Origin of the sequence: Salipiger pallidus (genome assembly GCF_014643635.1) — a bacterium.
Classification (GTDB): domain Bacteria; phylum Pseudomonadota; class Alphaproteobacteria; order Rhodobacterales; family Rhodobacteraceae; genus Salipiger; species Salipiger pallidus.
Window position 1 is genome coordinate 1 of the sequence record NZ_BMJV01000010.1, and the last position, 24,378, is coordinate 24,378.

21 protein-coding genes are annotated in these 24,378 nt (G+C 65.1%); 16 read left to right on the forward strand and 5 right to left on the reverse strand.

Annotation, left to right across the window (positions count from 1 at the left end; genetic code table 11):
* Nucleotides 1-215: 215 nt before the first annotated feature.
* The 7 genes from IEX41_RS18705 to IEX41_RS18735 are packed head-to-tail and all read left to right on the forward strand — an operon-like array spanning nucleotide 216 to nucleotide 7,004.
* Nucleotides 216-1,769, forward strand: coding sequence for an ABC transporter substrate-binding protein (locus IEX41_RS18705; protein WP_188791846.1), 1,554 nt, complete (start codon nucleotides 216-218; stop codon nucleotides 1,767-1,769).
* Nucleotides 1,770-1,807: 38 nt separating this feature from the next.
* Nucleotides 1,808-2,752, forward strand: coding sequence for a carbohydrate ABC transporter permease (locus IEX41_RS18710; protein ID WP_188791847.1), 945 nt, complete (start codon nucleotides 1,808-1,810; stop codon nucleotides 2,750-2,752).
* Nucleotides 2,753-2,756: 4 nt separating this feature from the next.
* Nucleotides 2,757-3,602 (forward strand): carbohydrate ABC transporter permease, encoded by an 846-nt coding sequence (locus IEX41_RS18715; protein ID WP_188791848.1) that lies wholly within the window; start codon nucleotides 2,757-2,759, stop codon nucleotides 3,600-3,602.
* A gap of 5 nt (nucleotides 3,603-3,607) precedes the next feature.
* Nucleotides 3,608-4,657: an ABC transporter ATP-binding protein gene (locus tag IEX41_RS18720; protein WP_188791849.1), complete on the forward strand. Its 1,050-nt coding sequence runs from the start codon at nucleotides 3,608-3,610 to the stop codon at nucleotides 4,655-4,657.
* Nucleotides 4,658-4,717: 60 nt separating this feature from the next.
* Entirely contained in the window at nucleotides 4,718-5,758 is a 1,041-nt protein-coding gene (locus IEX41_RS18725) for a carbohydrate kinase family protein (protein WP_188791850.1), read from the forward strand.
* Entirely contained in the window at nucleotides 5,691-6,383 is a 693-nt protein-coding gene (locus tag IEX41_RS18730) for a hypothetical protein (RefSeq protein WP_188791851.1), read from the forward strand. The genes IEX41_RS18725 and IEX41_RS18730 overlap by 68 nt, the downstream gene beginning before the upstream one ends.
* Nucleotides 6,384-6,392: 9 nt before the next feature.
* Nucleotides 6,393-7,004, forward strand: a complete 612-nt coding sequence (locus IEX41_RS18735) for a hypothetical protein (protein ID WP_188791852.1) — start codon at nucleotides 6,393-6,395, stop codon at nucleotides 7,002-7,004.
* A 197-nt stretch (nucleotides 7,005-7,201) separates the two neighbouring features.
* Here the strand turns inward: IEX41_RS18735 and IEX41_RS18740 are convergent, their stop codons facing one another.
* Both IEX41_RS18740 and IEX41_RS18745 read right to left on the reverse strand, forming a co-directional pair.
* Nucleotides 7,202-8,281: a ParB N-terminal domain-containing protein gene (locus IEX41_RS18740; RefSeq protein ID WP_188791853.1), complete on the reverse strand. Its 1,080-nt coding sequence runs from the start codon at nucleotides 8,279-8,281 to the stop codon at nucleotides 7,202-7,204.
* Nucleotides 8,281-9,690, reverse strand: coding sequence for an AAA family ATPase (locus tag IEX41_RS18745; RefSeq protein ID WP_188791854.1), 1,410 nt, complete (start codon nucleotides 9,688-9,690; stop codon nucleotides 8,281-8,283). The genes IEX41_RS18740 and IEX41_RS18745 overlap by 1 nt, the downstream gene beginning before the upstream one ends.
* Before the next feature lie 561 nt (nucleotides 9,691-10,251).
* On the opposite strand from IEX41_RS18745, the gene IEX41_RS18750 reads away from it, so the two are divergent.
* Complete coding sequence (locus tag IEX41_RS18750; RefSeq protein ID WP_188791855.1) at nucleotides 10,252-11,448, forward strand: replication initiation protein; 1,197 nt, start codon at nucleotides 10,252-10,254, stop codon at nucleotides 11,446-11,448.
* Nucleotides 11,449-11,451: 3 nt separating this feature from the next.
* Here the strand turns inward: IEX41_RS18750 and IEX41_RS18755 are convergent, their stop codons facing one another.
* Complete coding sequence (locus IEX41_RS18755; protein WP_188791856.1) at nucleotides 11,452-12,213, reverse strand: IclR family transcriptional regulator; 762 nt, start codon at nucleotides 12,211-12,213, stop codon at nucleotides 11,452-11,454.
* A 145-nt stretch (nucleotides 12,214-12,358) separates the two neighbouring features.
* On the opposite strand from IEX41_RS18755, the gene IEX41_RS18760 reads away from it, so the two are divergent.
* The 4 genes from IEX41_RS18760 (at nucleotide 12,359) to IEX41_RS18775 (ending at nucleotide 17,376) form a co-directional block, all read left to right on the forward strand.
* On the forward strand, nucleotides 12,359-13,804 hold the full coding sequence (locus IEX41_RS18760) for an NAD-dependent succinate-semialdehyde dehydrogenase (protein ID WP_188791857.1): 1,446 nt from the start codon (nucleotides 12,359-12,361) through the stop codon (nucleotides 13,802-13,804).
* Between the two features lie 58 nt (nucleotides 13,805-13,862).
* Nucleotides 13,863-15,029, forward strand: coding sequence for an iron-containing alcohol dehydrogenase (locus IEX41_RS18765; RefSeq protein WP_188791858.1), 1,167 nt, complete (start codon nucleotides 13,863-13,865; stop codon nucleotides 15,027-15,029).
* Nucleotides 15,030-15,153: 124 nt separating this feature from the next.
* Nucleotides 15,154-16,527 carry a hypothetical protein gene (locus tag IEX41_RS18770; RefSeq protein ID WP_188791859.1) on the forward strand — a complete coding sequence of 458 codons (1,374 nt, stop codon included), beginning with the start codon at nucleotides 15,154-15,156 and terminating at the stop codon, nucleotides 16,525-16,527.
* Between the two features lie 138 nt (nucleotides 16,528-16,665).
* Nucleotides 16,666-17,376, forward strand: coding sequence for a GntR family transcriptional regulator (locus IEX41_RS18775; protein WP_188791860.1), 711 nt, complete (start codon nucleotides 16,666-16,668; stop codon nucleotides 17,374-17,376).
* Here IEX41_RS18775 and IEX41_RS18780 read toward each other — a convergent pair.
* A complete protein-coding gene (locus IEX41_RS18780) occupies nucleotides 17,373-17,795 on the reverse strand; it encodes a nuclear transport factor 2 family protein (protein WP_188791861.1) in 423 nt (140 codons plus the stop codon). The two genes, IEX41_RS18775 and IEX41_RS18780, sit on opposite strands and share 4 nt — an antisense overlap.
* 248 nt (nucleotides 17,796-18,043) lie before the next feature.
* Here IEX41_RS18780 and IEX41_RS18785 point away from each other — a divergent pair, with 248 nt between their 5' ends.
* The 4 genes from IEX41_RS18785 (at nucleotide 18,044) to IEX41_RS18800 (ending at nucleotide 23,914) form a co-directional block, all read left to right on the forward strand.
* Nucleotides 18,044-19,207, forward strand: coding sequence for an ABC transporter substrate-binding protein (locus tag IEX41_RS18785; RefSeq protein ID WP_188791862.1), 1,164 nt, complete (start codon nucleotides 18,044-18,046; stop codon nucleotides 19,205-19,207).
* A 61-nt stretch (nucleotides 19,208-19,268) separates the two neighbouring features.
* The gene (locus tag IEX41_RS18790; protein WP_188791863.1) at nucleotides 19,269-20,144 is read left to right on the forward strand and encodes a branched-chain amino acid ABC transporter permease; all 876 of its coding nucleotides are present in this window, start codon (nucleotides 19,269-19,271) and stop codon (nucleotides 20,142-20,144) included.
* 3 nt (nucleotides 20,145-20,147) lie between these two features.
* Nucleotides 20,148-22,652 carry a branched-chain amino acid ABC transporter ATP-binding protein/permease gene (locus IEX41_RS18795; protein ID WP_188791864.1) on the forward strand — a complete coding sequence of 835 codons (2,505 nt, stop codon included), beginning with the start codon at nucleotides 20,148-20,150 and terminating at the stop codon, nucleotides 22,650-22,652.
* Nucleotides 22,649-23,914, forward strand: coding sequence for an amidohydrolase family protein (locus tag IEX41_RS18800; protein WP_188791865.1), 1,266 nt, complete (start codon nucleotides 22,649-22,651; stop codon nucleotides 23,912-23,914). The genes IEX41_RS18795 and IEX41_RS18800 overlap by 4 nt, the downstream gene beginning before the upstream one ends.
* Before the next feature lie 94 nt (nucleotides 23,915-24,008).
* Here IEX41_RS18800 and IEX41_RS18805 read toward each other — a convergent pair whose 3' ends face one another.
* A complete protein-coding gene (locus IEX41_RS18805; RefSeq protein WP_188791866.1) occupies nucleotides 24,009-24,377 on the reverse strand; it encodes a response regulator in 369 nt (122 codons plus the stop codon).
* Nucleotide 24,378 lies beyond the last annotated feature (1 nt).

The following is a 24,378-nucleotide window of genomic DNA, read 5'->3' on the forward strand; positions in this document are numbered from 1 at the left end:
TCAATCATTTTGTTCGAACTACACCTTCCGGCACCTCGCCGCGACGCAGCACATATAGGAATATCGAAACATTCTTGTTGACCGACGCAGATGGTAAGAACAATAGTACATCAGAACATTGATTTGTTCTAATGTGAGTTCTGCCGGTCTCAGGGGGCCTTTCCGGGAGGGAAAGGAAGGAGAGGGCGGCACAGACCATCAAGGGAGGAAACTCGATGGGTATCAGCGGAAAGCTGTCTCGGAGATCGTTCATAACGCGCACATCCGCCTTCGGCCTTGCAGCCGGAAGCACCGGGTGGGCGGGGCGCGCAATCGCGCAAGGGTCGCTGCCCGATCCGCAAAGCATCCTGAACGACATCTCGATCTCGAAATACGTGCGGCAGGACTACCAGGAGCTCTACGGCATGTCTGACGACAAGCCGATCTGGGACAACTCCAAGGACTGGATCCGCACCGTCGACTGGGAAGAGGTGCGCGCGCAGCTGTCGGGCACCACGGTGCGCTTTGCCGTAGGCGCGGCAGACGCGGAATCCGCCGCCGCAGGCCTCGTACCCTTCGAGCAGCTGTCGGGGATCAAGGTGGAACTTGTGCCGATCCCGGACGACAGCTTCTACGATAAGGCGCTGGCCGAGTTCATTTCCGGCAACGCTTCGTTCGACGCGCTGCAGTTCTTCTCGCCGTGGATCGGAGATTTCGCCGCGCCGGGCTTCCTGCACCCGCTGCAGGAATTCGCTGACAAGTGGTCGCTGCCGCTGGACGATTTCTACGACACCTACCGGATCAACTACGGCTACTTCAACGGCGAGATGTACGGCATCCCGTTCGATTGCGACGTGCAGATGGTCCACCTGCGCAAGAGCTATGTCGAACAGGTCCTCGGCGGCCCCATCGACCTGTCGCAATCGGTCCCGACCTATGACGAGCTGATCCGCCTTTCGGGCGAACTCAACAAGATCGAACCGGGTGTTTCGGGCGTCGGCCTGATGTGTGCCCCTGGCATGTGGTCCACCTACACGTGGGAGCATATTTCGGCGCAGGCAGGCATGATGCTGTTCGACGAGAACTGGGAGCCGATCTTCAACGGCGACGCAGGCCAGAAGGGCATGGACATCATCATGGCCCTGTCGAAGAACGCCAACGAAGGCTTTGCCGGCTCAGGCTGGCCGGAGAACCGCGCCGGATGGCTGGGCGGGCAGGTCGCCACCAACATCAGCTGGCAGGACAGCGGCACCCAGGCCATGCGCCCGGACCAGAGCCAGATCGTGGGCGATTTCGTCACCATCTACGAGCCGCGCATCTCGGGCGGGCGGTTTGCTCCGCCGAACATCGCGGGGTCGACCTCCTGCGTGGCGGCGGCGGCGCAAAACCCCGAAGGGGCGTTCCTCATGCTGGCGTTCCTCACCACCGCGTCGATCATGGCAATGAACGAAGCCAACGCCAACGGCGTGGGACCGGGCTACAAGTCGGTGCTGCAGAACCCCAACCTTCAGGAAGTGTCGCAGCCAGCAAAGGTCTGGGGCGAAAGCCTCGAGCATGCTTGGTGCGCCCCGCGCCTGCCCGGCGCCTTCCCCATCGAGCAGGCCATCGGCAACGAGATCAACCGCGCCGTCGTGGGCCAGATCTCGGGCAAGGAAGCGCTCGACAACGCCGCCGCGGCGGTGCGCGACATCATGGCATCCAACGGCTTCTACCAAGGCGCGGACCCGGTGGACTACGCCGAGGCGCTGCCCGGTCTTTATGTCGGTGAAGGCCGCGATTTGCCCTTCTGAGGGCCGGACGCATCAAGGACAGTGCAAAGGAGCTCGTCATGAGCAACCCATCCCTGTCGGTGTCCGGGGCGGCCAAGGCTGCCCCGGCCAACCCGGCACGCCCGACGATGAGACGCCGCAGCAAGCGCATGAAGGCCGCCCTGCCCTACCTTCTGGTGGCGCCCGCGGTGATCTACCTCATGCTGATCACGCTTTATCCCGGCGTCTACGCCATCATCCAAAGCTTCCACGAGGTGAAGTTCGGCCCGTGGCGGCCCGTCGGGCTTGCCAACTATGAAAAGCTGCTGACCGACTACCAGTTCTGGGGCGCGCTCTGGAACACCTTCGTGATCGGGTCGATCAGCCTGATACTGCAGTGCGTGCTGGCGCTGGCGCTGGCCTTCTACGCCTACCGCGATCCGTGGGTGAAGGGCTGGCGGATCATCTTCCTGGTGCCGATGCTGTTCATGCCCTCGGCGGTGGCCTTCATCTACAAGCTGTTCTTCCTCGATGGCCGGGTCTTTGCCGACCTGCTGATGAAGATCGGCCTGATCGACGGCAACATCGCCTTCCAGTCCTCCACCTGGATGAGCCGGGGCATCCTGATCCTTGCTGATGTGTGGCAGTGGACGCCGTTCCTGTTCATCATCTTCGTCGCGGGCCTTCAGGGGCAGGACGAAGAGGTCGAAGAAGCCGCGCGCCTTGATGGTGCGTCGTGGTACGCGATCTTCTGGAACATCTCGCTTCCGATGATGAAACCGATCATCGCCGTGGCGCTGATCCTGCGGGCGATCGACATCACCACGATGTTCACCAACGTCTTCATCATCACCAAGGGCGGCCCCGCCTTCGGCACCGAGACGATCAGCTATTTCATCTACCGCACCGGCTTCAAGTTCTTCAACTTCGGCTATGCCTCGGCAGCGTCGGTCATCATGCTGATCATCACCATCGTCATCGCGCAGCTTGTGGTGAAGCGCGCCTTCGTGTCGTCGAGGAGCTGACCCAATGGCATCCCAACGCAAGAAATCCAAAGGCGAGAACCTTGCCCTGCGCTATCTCATCCTTGGCGGATGGGCGCTGTTCTGCCTGGCCCCGGTGCTGTGGTTCCTGTCCATCGGTCTGCGCCCGAGAACGGAAATCATCACGCCGCAGCCGATCTATTTCCCCAGCTTCTCCTTGGATGCGTGGCACATGATCTGGTCGGACTGGCCCATGGGCCAGTATCTGCGCAACTCGGTGGCGGCCATCATAGGGTCGGTCATCATCGACCTCGTGCTGGCGATCCCGGCGGCCTATTCGCTGTCGCGCTTCACCTACAAGGGCCGCGAGGACATCGGCTTTTACATCCTGTCCACGCGGATGATGGCCCCGGCCATCGTGGCGGTGCCGATCTTCTTCCTGTTCCGCAACCTCGGGCTGCTCGATACGATCTGGGCGCTCATGCTGATCTATGCCGCGATCAACCTGTCCTTCGTGACGTGGATCATCCGCAGCTATATGCTCGACATCCCTAAAGAGCTCGAGGACGCCGCCAAGACCGACGGCGCCGGAGAGCTGCGCATCCTGTGGGAGATCATCATTCCCGCCATACTGCCGGGCATCATCACGGCCTCCGTCATCGCGATGATCTTCGCGATCAACGAATTCCTATTCACCCTGCTCATCGCCTCGACGCCCGACGCCTACACCATGTCCGTCGCGCTCTCGAACTTCACCGGCGGCTCGGACGGGGTCATCTACAACGCAATCGCTCTTGTCGCCTTCCTCGCCTTCGTGCCGGTCTTTCTCGTGGTGGTCGCCATCCAGAAGCACCTGTCGCGCGGGCTGACCATGGGCGCGGTGAAAGGATAACACCAATGGCACGCATCGAACTGAAGGACATCCAGAAAAGCTGGGGCGCGGTGAAGGGGGTGTCGGACGTCAACATCGACATCGAGGACGAGGAGTTCATCGTCTTCCTCGGCCCGTCCGGTTGCGGCAAGACCACCACCATGCGGATGATCGCCGGGCTCGAAGACCCCTCCGAAGGCGCCATCGTCATGGACGGCGAGACCATGAACGAGATCGACGCCCGCGACCGCGACGTGGCCATGGTGTTCCAGGGCTACGCGCTTTACCCCAACATGACCATCTACGAGAACATCCGCTTCCCGCTGCGCATGCGCGGGGTGCCCAAGGATCAGCATGACGCCAAGGTCCGCCGCGCGGCGGAATTCGTTGAGCTGACCGACTACCTCGACCGCAAGCCCGGCGCGCTGTCCGGCGGGCAGCGGCAGAGGGCGGCTCTGGCGCGGGCCATCGTGCGCCAGCCGCAGGTGTTCCTCATGGACGAGCCGCTGTCGAACCTTGACGCCAAGCTGCGGCAGGCCATGCGGGTGCAGATCAAGCACATCCAGCGTGAATTGAAGATCACCACCGTCTACGTGACCCATGACCAGATCGAGGCGATGACCCTGGCGGACCGCATCGTCATCATGGAAAAGGGCGCGATCCAGCAGATCGGCACGCCGGACCAGATCTACAACGACCCGGCCAACACCTTCGTGGCGGCCTTCATCGGCTCTCCACCCATGAACCTTGTCGAAGGCACGCTGGAGGGCGGCGTCTTTCGCGCGCCGGGCATTGCGGTCGAGAACCTCTCCACCCGCCATTCGGGGCAGGTGACGCTTGGCGTGCGCCCCGAGGATTGCACCGTCACCGGCATTCCGACGCATCTGTCGGGCACGGTCTACGGGGTCGAACCCACGGGGGATGTCACCTACCTGACGGTGAAGGCCGGGGACAAGCTCATCGAGGTGAAGGCCGACCGCGACTACCGCGCAACGCTCAACACCCCCGAGACGGTGACCTTCGATCTCACGCGGATTTATCTTTTCGACACGGCCACCGGTCAGCGGCTACGCTGACCCCGGAGGCCGGTTCGGGGCGGAGGAAGACCCGCGCCGAACCGGCAGGAGGAGGACATCATGACTTTCGACTACACGGCCCTTGGCTTTCATACCTTCGACGCGCTGGTGCGCCCGGTGAACGACATCCCGCCCGCGGGCGGCACCTATTTCGTCGATGATTTCGCCCTGGCGCTTTCCGGCGCGGCCGGGTCCGCCGCCGTGGTCGCTGCCAAGCACGGGCTGAAGGTGCAGGCGGTGGGCGGGGTCGGCAATGACCTCATGGGCGATTGGGTGCTGCGGCGCTTTGCCGATTTCGGCGTCGACACCGCGATGATGCAGCGTTGCGACGGGGTGGCCACTTCGTCCAGCGTCGTCACCACCCGCCCCGACGGCCAGCGCCCTGCCCTGCACAAGCTTGGCGCGACGGGGGCGTTCTTCGTCGGTGATGACCAGCTGGACCAGGTCCTTGATACGAAGATCCTGCATGTGGGCGGGGTCGGACTGATGGACGCCATGGACAAGGCCCGCAACGCCGAGATCATGGCCGAGGCCAAGCGGCGCGGCATCACCACGACGCTCGATGTCTTCGCCTCGACCCGGGACGATTTCGCCCGGATCAAACCGCTGCTTCCCCACACCGACTATTTCATGCCCTCCGAAGAAGAGGCCGCCGCGCTGTCGGGCCTCACCGACCACGAGGACATTGCGCAGTTCCTGCTTGATCAGGGTGCGGGGGCGGTGATCCTGACGCTGGGGGCCAATGGCGCCATGTACCGCGACACCACCGGCGCGCGCATCGACATTCCCGCCTACCGGATCGACATGATCTGCTCCTGCGGCTGCGGCGATTGCTTCAATGCAGGCTTCGCCACGGGGCTGCACCTTCGCTGGGATCTGGCGGGTTGCATCCGCATCGCTCAGGCGTCTTCGGCGCAGAACGCCACCGGGCTTGGATCACAGGCGGGGATCACGACGCTGGACGGCACCCTGAAATTCATGGAAACCACCCCCTTGCGTGTCTATGCTGAGGGAGACACCAACGGACGCAGTGATGAGACCAGCACCCTTCTTCCCGGACCCGAAGATCCCCCTGCGCGACGCGCTGCGCGGAGCGGCTAGCATCGCGGACGGCACCCACCACGCGCTTGGGCCGGCGGCAAAGATGCTGCCCGAGCCGCTGCGCGCCGGGCTGTCGGCGGCGTTCCGGTCAATCCGCTCCACCGGCAAGCGGCTGGTGAGCGCGCCGCTGTCGCCGGAGCAGATCGCCCTTGCCGCACGGCTCGTGCAGGGCGGCACAGACGAGCGGGCAGCGGCGGAAACCACCGCCGTGGTCATCGGCCATGCCTGGAACCACCTCGACCACGCGCGGGGGCCGGACACCTACCACCCGCTTTTGTCGGAGACCCTGCTGGCCAGTGAGCTGGCCCGCCTGCCGCAAGGCGCAGGCACACCGGGCGAGAATGCCGCGCGGCTGGTTCAGGCCGTGCTCGGGGCCGGGGTCATCGGAACGGCGCCGGGGCTTTACACCCACCTCGACGCAGGCGAGAAGGCCGACATCACCCTGTCGCTTCTGGCCATCGCGGTCTGGCTGCTGTCGGACCGGTGCACCAGCCTTGCCGAAGAGGACAAGCTGGTGGACCTCGCCCTTGCGCTGGTGCTTGCCACCAAGGGCGATGCCCTCGCCGCCATGCAGGACGAGGCGCAGCTTGCCGCCTTCCTCACCCGCGCGTCGGACCACCTTTAGGAACCTGCCATGACCCTGCCCGAGGCCCCCACCGTCCAGCCGCTTCACAAGGCCGCGCAGCGCCTGCGTTGGTTCGTGCGCGCCTTCGAGGAACAGGCAGACAAGACCGAGGCTGAAACCGGCAACCGCTTTGCCATCGACCATGCCGCGCTGGCGAAGGTCTTTGCCGAATGGCTCCGCGCCTTCGAGGCGCAAAAGCCGATCCACGCGGATGACAAGCAGGCCTATGTGGGCTTTGCCGCCGGGCTGATGCTGCGCACCCTGCTGGCGCTGAAACCCGCCACGCTGGAGGCGCGCCCCGAGAATGCGGACCAGTCGAACCCCGCGTATTTCTGGCCCGAGGGATACCTTTACGTGGCCTTCTGCCTCAACGTGCGGGGGCTGGTGCTGGAAAACGACTTCCACCACGAACAGCACGTCAGTCCCGCCATGGCCGAGGCCCGCACCTGGTGGAGCTTCCGCGAGAACGTGGAACAGGACCCGTCGCTGGCCATCGCCTTCCTCGACCTGTTTGCCGGGGACGAGCCGGAATGGTCGATGCCGGAACTCTTCCGGTCGGGCAAGATGCGCGAGATCGCCTCGCGCTTCTACGCCGCGCCCGCCATCGGCGAGGACGACTAAGCCTAGCACGCCAGGCACAGCCCCCCTACCCTATCGGCGTCGGACGTCACCCGGATGGGCGCTGATAGAATTTATCCCATCTTTACAAAACGATAGATTGCACAGCTGCGGCAAGCGGCAAATGCGGCGCGCCCCAGTCAATCCGCGGATCAGCGCCTTTTGCGCACCGACCCGCTGTCATCGCTGCCCATGGTCTGTCACGCCTCGTCCTCGTCCAGAAAAGCGCCGACGCGCTCCAGCAGCGCCTCGATCCGGGCCTCATCCATGTCAGCCCCGGCAAGGCGGATCGCCCAGCCCTGCCCATCCTCGACCGCCTGCAGCGTGATCCCGGCGCGGGTGCGCACCGCTTTGGCCTTGCGCTTTGGCGCGGGCTTTTTCGGGCGCCCGCCCTTGCTTGGCGCGCTTGCCGGGTCAAGCTCGGCAATGGCGGCGTTGATCAGCTCGGCTTCGTCGGCGGCGCTGTCAGGCACCCGTTCGGCCAGAGCATCGCGCAGCTTGGCCTCGGCGCCGCCCCGCAGAGCAGTGGCAAGGCGCAGCCCGTCCTTTTCCTTGAGCTGATCGGGGAAGGTCAGCATGTCGCCCAGTTCCTCGAAGATCAGGGCAAAACTGCGGATCTTCGACCGCTTGGCCTTGGACGCCGCCGGGAACAGCGCGGCGACGGCGGCATCGGTGCCAGCAAACGCCCCCTGCTGCGCCGCGATCACCGCGATGCGGCCGCGTTCGAAGGGCGACAGGGCGGCGCGGATCTCGTTCTCTTCGATCATCGCAGCGAAGGTGCCGCCCATGGCGGACGGGTCGCGCACCACCGCTTTGACGGTGGCAAAACGGTCATCGCCGGTCTGCGCATGCAAATCGCGGATCGCCCGCAGGCGACGATAGCCCGACAGCAGCCCCCAAGCGGGGCCTTCGCCATCGCGGGGAAAGACCTCGACGGGCAGGCGCAGACCGTTGGCGGCGATGGAGGCGCGCAGCTCTTCCATCTCGGCGGGGTCCATCACCACCCGGTCACGGACCAGCGCGTCGGCGTCGATCTCGGCGGTAGGCAGCTCGAGCATCACAAGCCCCCTGCCCTTCGCCTCGCGCAGCGCAGCCGCGTCGACCTTGTCACGGGCAGACGCCTCGCGCAGCTCCATGGGGCGCGGATCATGTGCGCCGGCGGCATCGGCGGCGATCTGCGCGATGGGCGCGGCGCGACCAAGGGGGCTGCCGGTATATTCTGCCTCGAGCTTCGAGAGTTCCTCGGCCGAGGGGGCCTCGAGTTTCCTGCGTTTCGCCATCAGCCTGCCTCCTCGTTGCGCTCGGCTTCCGCCATCTTGAGATCCCGCCACCAGGTGCCAAGGATCACCTCTTTCACCTCTGCCCAGGTGCGGTCAAAAGTCTCGCGCCCGCGCACGTAGGTGTCGCGGTTGAAATCTCGGTAATCGGTCTCGTAGATGCCGCTAACCTGTTCCCCCGCCTGCCCCACCATGGCGGTGACCTCCTGGCGGTATGTGGTCATGAACTCGCCGAAATAGGCCTGGATCACGTTGGCGAGGTCGGTCTGCTGGGCGGCGTCAAAGCGCGTCACCAGCGCGCGCACCGCGTCCCATTCGAACCGCGTCTCGGGCAGTCCCTCGGCGCGGCGGCGGGAATTCTCGCCCTCTTCGATGGAGGCGAAGGTGGAATAGATCATATCGAAGAACCGCCCCGTGCTGTCGAACTCGAGGAAGCTCGCCCCGAGCGGCACCAGCAGGATGTCGGCTGCGCTGAGCGCGTTGATGGTCAGATACCCCAGCGCTGGCGGCGTATCGAGCAGGACGATGTCGTACTCGTCCAGCATCCCGCCTTCGTCCAGCGCATTGAGCAGGCTGTCCCAGAGCGGCCAGCTGCGCGCCCGCATGCGCCACACCGGCACCTGGAATTCCGACCAGTAGAGGTTCAGCTGTGCGCCGATGAGATCAATGTTTGGCCAGTGGGTTTCCTGCACGAGGTTTCGCGGCGAAACCGCAAGCGCCTCTTTCAGGGTTTCGTCGAATTCGACGGGGGGCAGACCTTCGGCTTCACGAACGCGGTTCTCGGCTTCGAGGTGCTTCGCGAAATCACGGGCGAGCAGCGGGAAGACCGTCTGCCATTCGTCATCGACCTTGCCGCCCATGATGGAGGTCATGGAGCCCTGGCTGTCGAGGTCGATCACCAGAACCTTGTACCCGTCAAGCGCCGCGCTCATCGCCAAGTGGGCGCAGGTCGAGGTCTTGCCCACACCGCCCTTGAAGTTGGCGACAGCGACGACCTTCGCAGGCAGCCCCTCGGGTCGCCAGGCGCGGTACTCTCGATCCTTGGCGCCTTCCTCGGCGAAATGCTCGCGCAGGCGCAGGATCTCTTCGAGGGTGAACCACTTGGAATTGCCCTCGCCCTCGCCCTGCGGCAGGTCGGGGTTCTGGCGCAGCACCCGGCGCAGGTGTGCCGAGGCGACGGGGATCAGGTAGCGGCAGACTTCCCAGGTGGAAAAGCGGCGCAGGCGCTTCTGTCCATCCGGCGCATAGCCCCGGCGGGCGAGGTCATCGCGCCCCCGTGCGGCAAAGGCGGCGGCCTTGGCAAAGCGCGCGGTGTCTATCGGATCTCCAAGCTTGCCTTCGGCGGTCTCGGGGTCAATGTTGAAATAGGGCGGAAGATCAGGCTTCGAAGAAGCGCCGGGTTTCTGTGCCATTTTGCCTCTGATGTTCGCTTGTTGCCGCGATATGCGCTGAACTATGGCACATGGGGCTGCGGTTGGGAATCTCGGATGCACCCAAACAGTCCCTAACTAAGGAAAATCCTGCAAAGACAACGAGCAGTGTCTTTGATTATTTTTGAATCTTTAGAATCTTTCCGTTTTGATTCATCGTTTCATGGCAGTGACTTACGATACCCAAGGTGCCCATGTTCGGGATCGAGGGTACCCCGACGCGGGTCCAAGGGCACCCGGATACGGGATCTTTGGTGCCGATTCGCGGGGAACGCCGTCTGATTCGCAAATTCTCTCAGGAAAACGGCATGTATAGAGCCTTATTGCACCGTACGGTCGTTCTGCTCGCGCAATAGATCCCGTAACCGGGTACCCTTTGCGGACTAGGGTACCCGGTTACGGGAGCGGTCTTGAGGTGCCAGCGCCATTCTTGCCAGCGGATACCTTTTACCGGATACTGGGCGCAATCGGGGCGATGCCGAGTCGCATGACGACCCCAAACGCGTGAGGCAACGCGCCCAGCTTGGGCAGATGAGGGCAGCTATGGAAGACATTCCCCGGGACCGCCTGACAGGCCCCCTTCGCCGCGGCGCGGTCAAGAAACACGTCGCCGCCATCCACGTGTCGGGAAAGCTCACGCTGCTGCAGCGCAAGCTTTCGAACGTGCTGTTGCTCAACGCCTATGACACCATCACCTCGCAAAGCCGCCACCAGATCGACGCGCGCACGCTTTGCCTGATGATCGGTTACAATTCCAATGACATGGATACGCTCAAGGCCTCCCTGAGGGGACTGGCCGAGACCGTGGCGGAGTGGGACATGCTTGACGAGGAAGGGCGGCAGGAATGGGGCGTGTCCTCGCTGCTGTCCTACGCAAAGCTCAAGGGTGGAGTGTGCGAATACGCCTATTCCCCGGCACTGGCGGAAAAGCTGCACGACCCCAAGGTCTTTGCGCTGATCAACCTCAACATCCAGCGGCGGTTCACGTCCGGTCACGCGCTGGCGCTGTACGAAAACTGCTATCGCTTCGTGCGCACGGGCTCCACCGGATGGTGGTCTCTGGACATCTTCCGTCGGCTCATGGGCGTGGCCGACAGCCCCTATTACGAGACCTTCAAGCACCTCAACGCCAAGATCATCAAGCCCGCCGTGGCCGAGGTGAACAAGACCTCGAACATCGTTGTGACCCCGGAAGTGCGCAAGATGGGCCGGTCTGTCACCGACATCCGCTTCCGCATCAACGAGAACCCGCAGCTGGCGATCCTCGATCTCGACGATGGCGAGGGGCTGCGCAATTCGCCGGTCTATGCGCGGCTGCGGGCGCTTGGGGTGTCCGACCGGCTGGCGCGGCAGTGGATGGGCCAGCACGGTGAGGATTTCGTGCGCGCCAAGATGGATTACGTGGCCGGGCAGGGCGGTGTGACCAACCCCGTGGGTTACCTCACGCGGGCGCTTCAGGAGGATTACGGGGCAGGGGATGCGGCCCCGGTTTCGCCGCGAAACCCCGCGCCTGCGACGGCCACCTCCCCCCGGGCCCGGCGTCTTGCCCGCGTCCGGGAGCTGTCTCAGGCCCGCACGCCGACCCAGAGGGACGCGGACAAGCGCCTGTTCCTGACCCGCCTCGAGGGTGCGCAGCGCGAGGATTTTGAGCGGCATGGCTGGATGTCGGCGCTGAACGCCGACGCCATCGTTGCCTTCTGGGAAGACCTGTCGCCCGGGGCCTTTGACGAGGCGGAGTGACTGTCAGTCACCGTGGTGCAGGTTCATGCTCGCGGCAATGTCCCGGACGATCCCGCCTAGTTCCTGCTGCACCTCGGGCCGCGCTTCGGCGCTTGTCATGGAGATCGCGATGCCCGCGACGGGCCGTCCGCCGGGACCGATGATCGGCGCACCGAGGCAGACCATGCCGTCGCGGATTTCGCCGTTGTCGATGGCATAGCCCAGTTCCTTCCAGCGCTCTGACGCCTCATCGAAACTGGCAAGATCCGCCACGCTGTTGGCGGTGAACGGCGGATGCCAGGGCCGGGCCAAGATAGCGTGGCGTTCCGGCAGGGGCAGGCGGGACAGCATCGCCTTGCCGGTGGCGGAATAAACCGCCGGCAACCTCATCCCGATGCGGAAGGTGAACCCCAGCGGGCTGTCCGAGTTGCGGCAGGCCAGATAGGTGACCTGGTCGCCTTCCAGCGTCGAGAGCGTGACGGTGTACTGCGCCAGCCGATTGTCCCGGGACAAGATGCGCTGGAAGTCCGACACAAGCGAGGAGCGTTCGATATAGGCCCCGCTCCAGCGCAGGCAGTGGGCGGCAAGGCTGTAGCCGCGATCTTCGGAATTTAGCACCCCGGCCTCTGCCAGCGTCTCGCAGATCCCGTAGACCGAGCTTTTGGGCGCGCCGATGTCGCGCGCAAGGTCTGACACCCCCAGCGGCTCTGGCGTGGCGGCGAGCCGGTCAAGGATATGAACAGCGCGCAGCACGGCAGGGGCGCGGCGCTTGGCAGGATCGGTCATGGGGCCTCCAGCATGGGGTCGGAACGTTGCGTCACGTCTAGCATGAGCTTGACTCCGTGGCATACGGTCGCATACGTTCCAAATAAAGAACGGTGTTTCATATATGGAACAACTGGACAAATTGCAAGCGCCCGGAAGGACCGACATGCTCAAGCTCAACGACCCCACACTTCTCAAGGATGCCTGCCTCGTGAACGGCGCATGGGTCCAGGCGGCCTCGGGCAACGTGACAGAGGTGACCAACCCCGCCACCGGCGCCGTGGTCGGCACCGTTCCGGCCATGTCCCCCGATGAGATCCCCGCCGTCATCGAAGCCTCGCGGGTGGCGCAGCTGGACTGGGCGCAATGGGCCGCTGCCGAACGGTCGGCCGTGTTGCGCAAGTGGTTCGATCTGATGATGGCCAACGCCGATGACCTCGCGCTGATCATGACCTCTGAACAGGGCAAGCCCCTGGCCGAAGCCAAGGGCGAGATCGGCTATGCCGCGTCGTTCATCGAGTGGTTCGCCGAAGAGGCGAAGCGTGTCTACGGCGACACCATCCCGTCGCCCAAGCGCGGCCAGCGCATCACCGTGCTGCGCCAGCCCATCGGTGTCACCGCCGCGATTACCCCGTGGAACTTCCCCGCGGCGATGATCACCCGCAAATGCGGCCCGGCGCTGGCAGCGGGCTGTTCGATGATCGTGCGACCCGCCGACCTGACGCCGCTCACCGCTCTGGCACTGGGAGAGCTGGCGCAACGTGCGGGCATCCCGGCGGGTGTCTTCCAGGTGGTCACCGGCCCCGCGTCGAAGATCGGCAAGGTCATCACCGACAGCGACGTGGTTCGCAAGCTGTCCTTCACCGGCTCCACCGAGGTGGGCCGGCTGCTCATGGCGCAGTGTGCCGACACCATCAAGAAGGTCAGCCTTGAGCTGGGCGGCAACGCGCCCTTCATCGTCTTCGATGACGCGGACCTCGATGCGGCGGTCGAAGGGGCCATGGCCTCCAAGTACCGCAACGCCGGGCAGACCTGTGTCTGTGCCAACCGCATCCTCGTGCAGCGCGGCGTCTACGACAGTTTCGCCGCGAAACTGGCCGAGAAGGTCGCAGCCCTCAAGGTCGGTGACGGCACCGAGCCGGGCACCGAGATCGGCCCGATGATCGAGGCCAAGGCGCTCGACAAGGTCGAGGCGCATATCGATGACGCGGTGTCCAAGGGCGCTACGCTGATCCAGGGCGGCAAGCGCCTTGGCGGGCTCTTCATGGAGCCGGGTATCCTGACGGGCGTGACCCCGGACATGCAGGTGGCCACGGATGAAACCTTCGGCCCCCTCGCGCCGCTGTTCCCCTTCGACACCGAGGAAGAGGCCATCGCCATGGCCAACGACACCATCTTCGGCCTTGCCGCCTATTTCTACACCAAGGATCACGGGCGCATGGTGCGCGTGTCGGAGGGCCTCGAGGCGGGTATGGTCGGGCACAATACCGGCCTCATCTCGAACGAGGTGGCGCCCTTCGGTGGCGTGAAGCAATCGGGCCTTGGCCGCGAGGGTTCGCGCTACGGGATCGAGGACTACCTCGAGATGAAATACATCTGCAGCGCCATCTGAGCCGCTGCCCCCGCGCGCCCCGGGGAGGGGCGCGCTGACCCATGAGGAGATCAAGACAATGACCGATGGTATCAAGCCGTTCACCTTCGACACCCCCGGATCGACGCTGGTCGAATGGGGCGCGGCGAAGCGCCTTGGCGAGCTGATGGGAGACTGGTTCACCGAACGCAGCCTTCTGATCGTCACCGACAAGTTTCTGCACGAGAACGGCCTCTTGGACCCGGCCAAGGCATCGCTCGAGGCTGCCGGTTTCACCGTGACCGTGTTCGACGACGTGGTCGCCGATCCGCCCGAGGCGGTGCTCATGTCCTGTGTCGAAAAGGGCAGGGCGGCGGGTGCCGACGTGGTCATGGGCCTTGGCGGCGGATCGTCCATGGACATCGCCAAGCTGGTCGCGGTGATGCTGGTCAGCGAACAGCCGCTGTCCGAGCTTTACGGCATCGGCAAGGTGCAGGGCAAACGCACCCCGTTGGTGCAGGTGCCCACCACCGCCGGCACCGGGTCGGAGGTGACCAACATCACCATCCTGACCACCGGCGAGACCACCAAGATGGGCATCGTGTCCCAGCAGCTTTACGCCGACAAGGTGCTGCTGGACGCCGAGCTGAGCATCGGACTGCCCGCCGTGCAGACCGCCGCCACCGGCATCGACGCCATGGTCCACGCGATCGAGGCGTTCACCTCGGTCCACAAGAAGAACCCGATGTCGGATGCGCTGGCCAAGGAAGCGCTGCGCCTGATGGCCGCGAACCTTGTCACCGCCTGCGAAGACGGCAACAACCGCACCGCGCGCGAGGCGATGCTGCTGGGCGCGAACCTTGCGGGGCAGGCGTTCTCGAACAGCCCCGTGGCTGCCGTGCACGCGTTGGCCTATCCGCTCGGCGGGCATTACCACCTGCCGCATGGCCTCACCAACGCGCTGATGCTCGGGCCGGTGCTGCGCTACAACATGGCCGAGGCCGCGCCGCTTTACGCGGAGCTGGCCGACGTGGTCATGGGCCCGTCGGACGAGGGCGTGCAGGCCCGCTCGGCGGCCTTCGTGGCCTTTATGGAAGACCTCATGGACCGTTCCGGCGCCCCGCGCCGCCTGCGCGACTGCAAGGTGACCGAAGACAGCCTTCCGACGCTTGCGTCCGATGCCATGCTTCAGACCCGGCTTCTGGTCAACAACCCCGTCGAGGTCACCGAGGAGGATGCGCTCGCGCTTTACCGCGAAGCGTACTGACCCCTTAGCGATTACCCCTGCGCGGCCGCGCATCGCAGGCGCCGCGCGGGCTTCCCTTTATCACACTGCCCGCTGAACCCTCCGATCCGAGAGGGGCGGGCAACTGCGTCTTGCGAGGAGACATATGAGCATAGACCGTACCCCGGGGCAGGAAACCCCGTACTGGCCGGCGGGCCCGTTCAAGATCCGCCTGCCGTTCGTGCACTACCGTTTCGAATGGCCGGACTATTTCCAGGGCCTTCTGATGTGCGCGGTGGACCTTGCGGCGATCCCGCTGATGGCCGAACTGCTGGGCATGCCCTTCGAGGTGGCGCTGGCCATCGTCATGATGAACGGCGTTCTCTACCTGCTGCACCACCTTCTGGGCGACCCGGTGGTGCCCGGCTGGATTACCCCGGCGATCCCGCTGCTCATGGCCTATTGCTCGACCTTCCCGGAGGGCCCGGAGAGGGTGCATGCGCTCATTGCCTTCCAGCTGATGCTGGGCCTGTTCTCGATCTTCATCGGGGTAACGGGGCTGGCGCACCGGGTGGTGCAGGCGATCCCCCAAGCGATCAAGTCCGGCGTCATCGTGGGCGCGGGCATCGCGGCGGTGATCTCGGTCTTCCAAGTGGGCGGGCGGTTCGACAGCTTCCCCTTCACCATCTCGATCGCCGTGGGCATCGCCTTCTACGTCATCTTCTCGCGTCATTTCGCCAAGCTAAAGAACTCGAACGGGCTCTTTAACCTGATCGGCAAGCTGGGGATCTTCCCCATCGTGGCACTGGCCATCATCGTCGCGCCGATCTTTGGCGAAGCGCCGTGGCCGGACATCGAATGGGGCATCTCGTCGCCCGACTTTGCGACGCTGTTTGCGGAATACACGGTCTTCGGCCTTGGCCTGCCGCCGCTGTCGATGTTCCTCACCGCGATCCCCACGGTGCTGGCCACCTATATCGTGCTTTTCGGGGACGTGCTGCAAAGCAAGTCGATCCTCGACGAGGCCGACGCCCTGCGCACCGATGAAAAGATCGACTACAGCCCCGACCGGGCGCACATGATCTTTGGTGCGCGTAACGCGGCGATGTCCATCGCCGGGCCGGATGTCGCCATGTGCGGGCCGCTGTGGTCGGCCATGCACGTGGTCATCGTGGAACGCTTCACCCAAGGCAAGAAGGCAATGGACAGCATCTTCGGCGGCGCGGGCTCGTTCCGCTGGGGCACCAACACCGGCCTGCTGCTGATGCCAATCGTGACGCTGGTACAGCCGATTCTCGGCATCGCCCTTGCGCTGACGCTGCTGATCCAGGGCTACGTGTCGGTGCGCATCGGCATCATGGAAGCCCGCTCGCAGCGCGATCTCGGCATCGCCGGGGTGGTGGCCGCCGTGCTGGCGACCCGTGGTGCGGCCTGGGCTTTCGGCGTGGGCGTGGTGCTGTGCATCCTCGTCTACGGGCGTGACTTCTTCCGCGGCGAGAAGGACAAGACCTTCGTCAAGGATCAGCCCGCGGCGGAGTGACGCCGCGCGCTATGGACAAGGGACGGGCCGGGGGCAGCTGCCTCCGGCCCTTTTCGTTGGAAGGGGCGTTGTGATTGCCCGCAACACATGCATACAATTCGCCGCGACAATAAGGGCGGGCAAGGCAGGGCGACACGGATGGCACGCGCGGCGACACAGAAGAACCGGTCCGAACTCATCTGCGGCGCGCTGCGCTCCGCCATCCTGGAAAGGGCGCTGCTGCCGGGGATGAAGCTGCCCGAGGATTCGCTTGGTGAACGCTTCGGCTCCAGCCGCACCATCATCCGGCAGGCGCTGGAACGCCTCGCCGCCGAGGGGCTGGTGGAGCTGCGCCACAACAAGGGTGCCGCCGTCGCCACCCCCAGCCTCGAAGAGGCACGCGACCTCTTCGAGCTGCGCACCCATACCGAGGATCTGGTCATCGCCCGCCTTGCCTCTGGCCTAAGTGCCCAGCAGAAAGCGCGGCTGGAAGAGCACATCGCTCAGGAAGAAGCCGCCAGCGATGGTCCCGAGCCACTGTCGATCCGGCTGGCGACCGAGTTTCACATTCTCATGGCGGAACTCACCGGCAGCCCCGTGCTCCTGCGCTACGTCAAGGAATTGAGCTATCGCTGCGGGCTGACCCTTTCGCAGTTTTCCCGGCCTCATTCGTCCAACTGCGGTATACAAGAACACCGCGACATCCTTGCCGCGATGGAGGAGGGTGACGTGGAAAAGGCCCGCGGCATCGCGCGGGCCCACCTTGATTCCGTCTCGAGCCGGGCGCAGTTCGACACCGGCGGCAAGAACGGGTTCTCCTATCTCGACGCGCTCGAACCCTATGCCTCGGGGGTGCGCGGAGCCGATTAGGCTTCGATCCCGCGGGCGGTGAGGATGCGTTCGGCGCTGTCGTTCCACACGTCCATCTTCACGATCTTGCCGTTCTCGACGACGAACCGGTCGATGTAGCGGTTGCCCTCGAAAGCGGTGCCGTCGGGCCATTCGCCGTAAAGATAGCCGGTGGAATAGACCACGACGCCCTCGGCGCCCTGTGCCACGTCGAACTGGCGCATGTCCTTTTTCACCCAAGCATAGCGCATGGCGTTGAAGCCGGTGGGGCCGGTGGGGTGATGGTACACGCGCCCGCCGGTGAAGGTGATGGTGACGCCCTCGGACATGTAGGTGGCGGCCCGTTCAGGGTCGGGGACCATCGACGCCTCAAGGTAATCGTGGACGATTTTCGCCTCGGGCGGCAGCATGTCGTAATCAAGCGCAAGAGCGGCAGTCATCGGGAAGTCCCTTCTTCGTGTTGATGCAGGTCACGCTGGCATGATTCGCCACGCCGTTAACCTGTCTGCGATCATTTCATACAAAAATTGCATGCGATTTGCCTGCCGAATGTGCAGGCAATTTCTCAAAGTCGTTTTTTGCGTGCTTTTACGCCCCGGCGCTTTGACCCCGGGGCTGGGCAGGGGGGCATATGAGGGCACGACAACACGCAACAAGACGTACACCCCGACAGCCGGAGACACGCCCAATGCCCAAGTTCACCCGCCGCGCCGCCCTTGCCGGTGCCACCGCCCTTTCGATGCTGGCCAGCCTCCCCGCGCATGCGCAGGAAGACCCGATCAAGATCGGCCTCGTTGCCGCGCTCAGCGGTCAGTCCGCCAAGTCCGGCGAAGCGATCACCCGCGGCATCGAGCTTGCCATGGACGAGATCAACGAGGCCGGCGGCGTGATGGGCCGCCCGCTCGAGCTTGTCAGCCGCGATGACGAGGCCAACCCCGGCACCGGCATGGTCGCCGCGCGCGAGTTGGTGCAGCGCGAAAAGGTCGCCGTGCTGATGGGCGGTCTCGACACGCCGGTGTCCATGGCCATCGTGCCCTTTGCCAACCAGGCGCAGGTGCCCTTCGTCGGCCCGTGGGCCGCTGGCACCGGCATCACCATGAACGGCGCCGAGGAAAACTACGCCTTCCGCGTCTCGGCCGTGGACGAATACGTCGACGAGGCGATCACCGAATACCTCGTGACCGAGTACGGCTCGGAAAAGCCGGGGATGATCCTCATCAACAACCCCTGGGGCGAATCCAACGAAGCGGGCCTGACCAAGGCGCTCGACAAGCGCGACATGGAAAGCGCCGGGATCGAGAAGTTCGAAAGCAATGACGTGGACGTCGTCCCGCAGCTCACGCGCCTGCGCGAGAACGGCGCCGACGGGCTGTTCCTCGTGGGCAACGTCGGCCCCTCGGCGCAGGTGGTCAAATCGCTCGACCGCATGGGCTGGGATGTGCCGGTCGCTTCGCACTGGGGCCCCTCGGGTGGCCGCTTCACCGAGCTTGCCGGCGACGAGGGCGAGAAGGTGCACTTCATCCAGACCTTCCTCTTTACCTCCGAAGAGCACCCGCTGTTCCAGAAGCTTCAGGCCAAGTACCCCGAGATCGAAAGCCTTGCGGACGTGACCCCGGCCACCGGCATTGCCAACGCCTATGACGCGGTCAAGCTGATCGCCGCCGCGATCGAGATCGCCGGCAGCACCGAAGGCCCCGCCATCCGCGAAGCCATGTACGAAATCGGCACCGTCGAGGGCGTCATCAAGACCTACGAAGATCCGTTCTCGCCGGACAACCAGGATGCGCTGGGACCAGACGACTATATCTTCGCCCATTTCGTCGAGGGCGAGATCGTCCCGCTGGCCGACTGACCCCCCCTGACACAGGCTCCCGGCGATGCGCGCCGGGGGCATCCCCATAGCGGAGCATCCAATGACCCTTCTTACCGCTGCCATCCTGACCGGGCTGGGGCTTGGCGCCATGTACGGCCTGATCGCCCTTGGCTTCCAGATCACCTATTCCGTCTGTTCACGGGTCAATTTCGCCCAAGGCTCCATGGTGATGCTTGGCGCTGTGCTGGGCTACGTGTTCACCCAACGCTGGGGTCTGCCGATCTGGCTGGGCTACCCGTTTGCCTTGGTCGGCTGTGCGCTCATGGGGATGCTGGTGGAGCTGTGCCTCATCCGCCCCTTCGCCATTCGCGGCAACGAAGGCTGGCTGATGGCCACCGTCGCGGGCGGCATCCTTCTGGACAACGCCGTGCTCTTCACCTTCGGGAACGAGCCGCGCAGCCTGCCCTCGCCGCTGGTCGAGACCAGCTGGCAGATCCTCGGCACCGGCATCTATCCGTTGCAACTGCTGATCCCCGTGGTCGCCATCGCGCTGGCCTTCGGCCTGCAGCTGCTGTTCCGCCGCACCCGGCAGGGCAGGGCGCTTCTGGCGGTGGTGCAGAACCCCGAGGCCGCGCGCCTCATGGGGATCAACACCACGATGATGATCTCGGGCAGCTTCGCGCTGTCGTCGATGCTGGCCGGGGCCGCCGGTCTGCTCATCGCGCCGCTGTTTTCCGTGCATTCCGACATGGGCACGCTCTTCGGGATGAAGGCCTTTGCAGTCGCCATCCTCGGCGGCATGACCTCGGCCTGGGGGGTGATGCTGGCGGGCTTCCTCTATGGCCTTGTCGAGGGGATGGTGACGTCCTTCCTTGGCTCGTCCTGGACCTACATCGTGGTCTTCGCCCTGCTGATCGCCGTTCTGGCGGTGAAACCGAACGGTCTTTTCGGGGCCGCCAAGCTGAAGAAGGTCTGAGCCATGAAGCGCCCCTCCGACGCCCGCATGATGGACCTTGCCATCGTCGCCATCACCTTTGCCGGACTTGCCCTCCTGGGCGGGGTCGGCGGCTACATGCAGTTCGTCATTGGCCTTGTCGCGGTCTGGACGATCCTGTGCACCGGCCTCAACCTGCTGTTCGGCCTAACCGGCCTCGTGTCACTGGGGCAGGTGGGGTTCCTTGCCATCGGCGCCTATGCCCACGCCATCGCCGTGCAGGCGGGGCTTGGGTTCTGGGCGGGCCTTGTCATCGCCACGGTGGTCAGTGCGGCCACCGGCTGCCTGCTGGCGGTCCCGGCGGTGCGCATGGCCGGGCCGTTCCTTGCCATGGTCACCATCGCCTTCGCCTTCATCATCGAACACCTCGTCATCGAATGGCGCGGCGTGACTGGCGGGCAGAACGGGCTCATGGGCTTTGATGCGCCTAACCTTGCGGGCATTACCTTCGGCGAGACCGAGATCGTGATGCTGGCCATCGTGCTGGCGGGGGGGCTGCTGCTGGCTTACCGCCGGGTGACCGCCTCGGGGCTGGGCATGGCCATGGTCGCCCTGCGCGATCAGGACATCGCCGCAAGCTCGCTGGGCTACAACCCGTTCCTGACCAAGCTTGTGGCCTTTGCCGTGGCGGCGGGGACGGCGGGGCTTGCGGGCGGGCTATTTGCGCAGCTCATGCAGTTCATCGCGCCCAGCAACTTCGTGCTGTCGCAATCCATCCTCTTCCTCTTCGCGGTCATCGTGGGCGGCGCGGGCACCGTGCTTGGCCCGGTGGTGGGCGCCGCCGTGGTGGTCTTCCTGCCCGAGGCGCTCGCCGGTCTTGCCGAATACCGCCTGCTGTTCTTCGGCGCGCTTCTGGTCGCCGTCCTGCTGCTGGCGCCGCGTGGCATCGTCGGCTCCATCGCCGCCGTCCTGCCCCGCCGCCGGTCCGAGGCCAAGGCTGCCCCGCGCACCGAAGTGCTGCGCTTCATCGCGCCGCAGACCCGTCAGGGGCTTGAGGCCCATGATCTCGGCATCACCTTCGGCGGCGTGCGCGCCGTAGCGGGGGCCAGCTTCAGCGCCACGCCGGGCGAGGTGACGTCGATCATCGGGCCGAACGGCGCGGGCAAGACGACGCTGCTCAACATGATCTCGGGCTTCTATGTTCCGGGCACCGGGCGGATCACCTCTGCCGGGCAGGACATCGCGGGCTGGTCCATGCACGACACCGCCCGGCTTGGCGTTGCGCGGACCTTCCAGGCGACGCGCCTGTTCGGCAGCATCAGCGCCGAGGACAACGTCATCGCCGCCTTCCCCCGTGGCCGCTTTGGCGCGCCCTTCGGCAAGCTGGGCACCGATGATCGCCGCGCCATGGCGCTGGGTCTGCTCGATCTCGTGGGCTACACCGGAGACTCCGGCACCCCCGCCGCCGATCTGCCCCACGTGGACCGCCGCCTTGTGGAGGTCGCCCGCGCCCTTGCCATGCGCCCCCATGCGCTGCTGCTCGACGAGCCTGCGGCGGGCCTGATGCACGGTGACAAGATGGCGCTTGCCGGTCTGCTGCGCAGCCTTGCGGACGAGGGCATCGCCGTGGTGCTGGTGGAACATGACATGGACATGGTCATGGGCATTTCCGACCGTATCCTCGCGCTCGACGCGGGCCAGCCCATCGCCTTTGACATCCCCGAGCGCATCCGCGCCAATGACAAGGTCATCGCCGCGTACCTGGGCGAGGGCACGCTGTCCGCCCCGCCGCGCAAGCTGGCGCATCAGCCGGGGGCGATGGACACGCTCATCACCGACGGGCTCACCGCCGGGTACGGCGCTGCGGACGTGCTTCAGGGCCTGCGCATCCGCGTGGGGCAGGGGGAGCTGGTGGCGCTTCTGGGCGCGAACGGCGCGGGTAAGTCCACCTTCCTGCGCACCCTTGCGGGGTTGGTGCAGCCCACCGCCGGGCGGATCATCATGAATGATGCGTCGATCCACGGCCTGCCGCCGCACCGCATCGTGGAACACGGGCTCGCGCTGGTGCCCGAGGGGCGGCAGGTCTTCCCGGACCTCACCGTCGCGCAGAACATCGAACTGGGCGCCTATCGCCGCAAGGACCGTCCCGGCCCCGAAGAGCTCGAGACCATCCTGCGCCGCTTCCCGCGCCTGCGCGACCGGCTGCACAGCCCCGCCGGGCTGCTCTCGGGCGGTGAACAACAAATGATGGCGATTGCGCGCGGCCTCATGGCGAAACCCAAGCTGCTGCTGCTCGACGAGCCGTCGCTGGGCCTTGCCCCCGCCATGACCGAAGAGCTTTACGCCATCCTTGCGGAACTGCGCGACGATGGCATGACGATCCTGCTGGTGGACCAGATGGCGACCCTTGCGCTGGCGGTGGCCGACCGGGGCTATGTGCTGGAACAGGGCCGCGTCGTGGCCGAAGGCTCGGCGGATGAGCTGCGCGCCGACAAGGCGCTGATCGACGCCTACCTTGGCGGAGATGCCCCGGCGGAGGCGGCGCAATGAGCCTCGATCTCGTGATCCGGCAGGCGCGGCTGGAAGACGGGGCCGCGCCGGTGGATATCGGCATCCGGGGCGGCGTCATTGCGGGCATCGCCCCGCGCATTGCCTGTGATGCACCACAGATGCAGGCCGGTGGAAACCGGGTGATCCGGGGCTTTGCCGACAGCCACCTGCATCTCGACAAGGCCTGCCTTCTGGACCGGGTGGAGAACCGCGAGGGGACGCTCAAGGGCGCGCTTGCCGCCGTCACCGCCGCCAAGCGCGACTTCACCACCCGCGATGTCTACGAGCGGGGGGCAAGGGTGCTCGACAAGGCGATCGGGCAGGGGACGACCCTCATCCGCACCCAGGTCGAGATCGACCCGGTGATCGGCCTTGCGGGCTTTGACGCGGTGCGCCAGCTGAAACGAGATTACGCCTGGGCGCTGGATCTGCAGATCTGCGTCTTCCCGCAGGAGGGGCTGCACAACTACCCCGGCACCGAGGCGCTCTTGCGCGAGGCGCTGGGGCAGGGGGCAGACCTTCTGGGCGGCTGCCCCTACACCGACAGCGACCCCAAGGCGCATATCGCAACGGTGTTTGCCATGGCGCGGGAGTTCGGGGTCGACCTCGATTTTCACCTCGATTTCGATCTCGATACCTCGTGGCGGCATCTCGACGAGGTGGCGCGGCAGACCATCGCCCACGGGATGCAGGAGCGCGTGGCCATCGGCCATGTCACCAAGCTGTCGATGCTGCCGCCCGATGCGCTGGCGCAAAGTGTGGCGCTGATGAAGGACGCCGGGATCGCGCTTACGGTGCTGCCCGCGACGGACCTTTTCATCACCGGGCGCGCCCATGACCACGCGGTGCCGCGCGGAGTCGCACCCGCCCATGCCTTCCACAAGGGCGGGGTGTGCTGCACGGTGGCGACAAACAATGTTCTGAACCCGTTCACGCCCTACGGCGATTGCAGCCTGCCGCGCATGGCGAACCTCTTTGCCAACGTGGCACAACTCGGGGCCGAGGCGGAGCTTGCGGCCTGTTTCGAGATGATCTGTGACGCACCCTTCCGGCTGCTAGGAGTGGATTCCGCCCTGGCTGTGGGCAGCCCTGCGGACATGGTCCTGCTGCCGAATGCCAGTGGCGCTGCGTCCGTGGCGGAGATCGGGCGACCGCTTTGGGGGATCAAGGCCGGGCGGCAGACGTTCGATGCGCCAGCGCCAAGGCTTCTGCGTCCGCGTCATGCACAAAGCGCGATGGCAGACCTGTCGTCTGCCATGTGACACGTTAGCCTGAGGATTGCCCTTGGCAGCCGTGGCCGCCGGTCTCAGGGGGCGCTGGACAGGATATTTGTGTTGGAGGCGATCCGGCGCAGGATCAGCTGGCGGCGCGGACCGCAGTCCGTTCCATGAGTGCGTCCTGCAGAAGCGCCATGTTCACTGGCTTCTGGCAGCAGGCAGCGCCGGGATAACGTTCGAATATCTCATGATCGTAGACGTGACCCGAATGGAAGATCAGGGGTACACCCTGTTCCTGAAGCTTGTCCGCAAGCGGAAAGACCTCGCCATCCTTCAGGCTGACGTCCAGAACGGCGACGTCCGGAAGGTTTCCAGGCAGGACACTGATAGCTTCTTCGACGCTGGCATACGGGCCTGTCGTGTCGAACCCAAAATCTTCGATCATCATCTGAAGATCAAGAGCGACTACGAATTCGTCCTCGCATATCAACACCGTACCATTCGACATC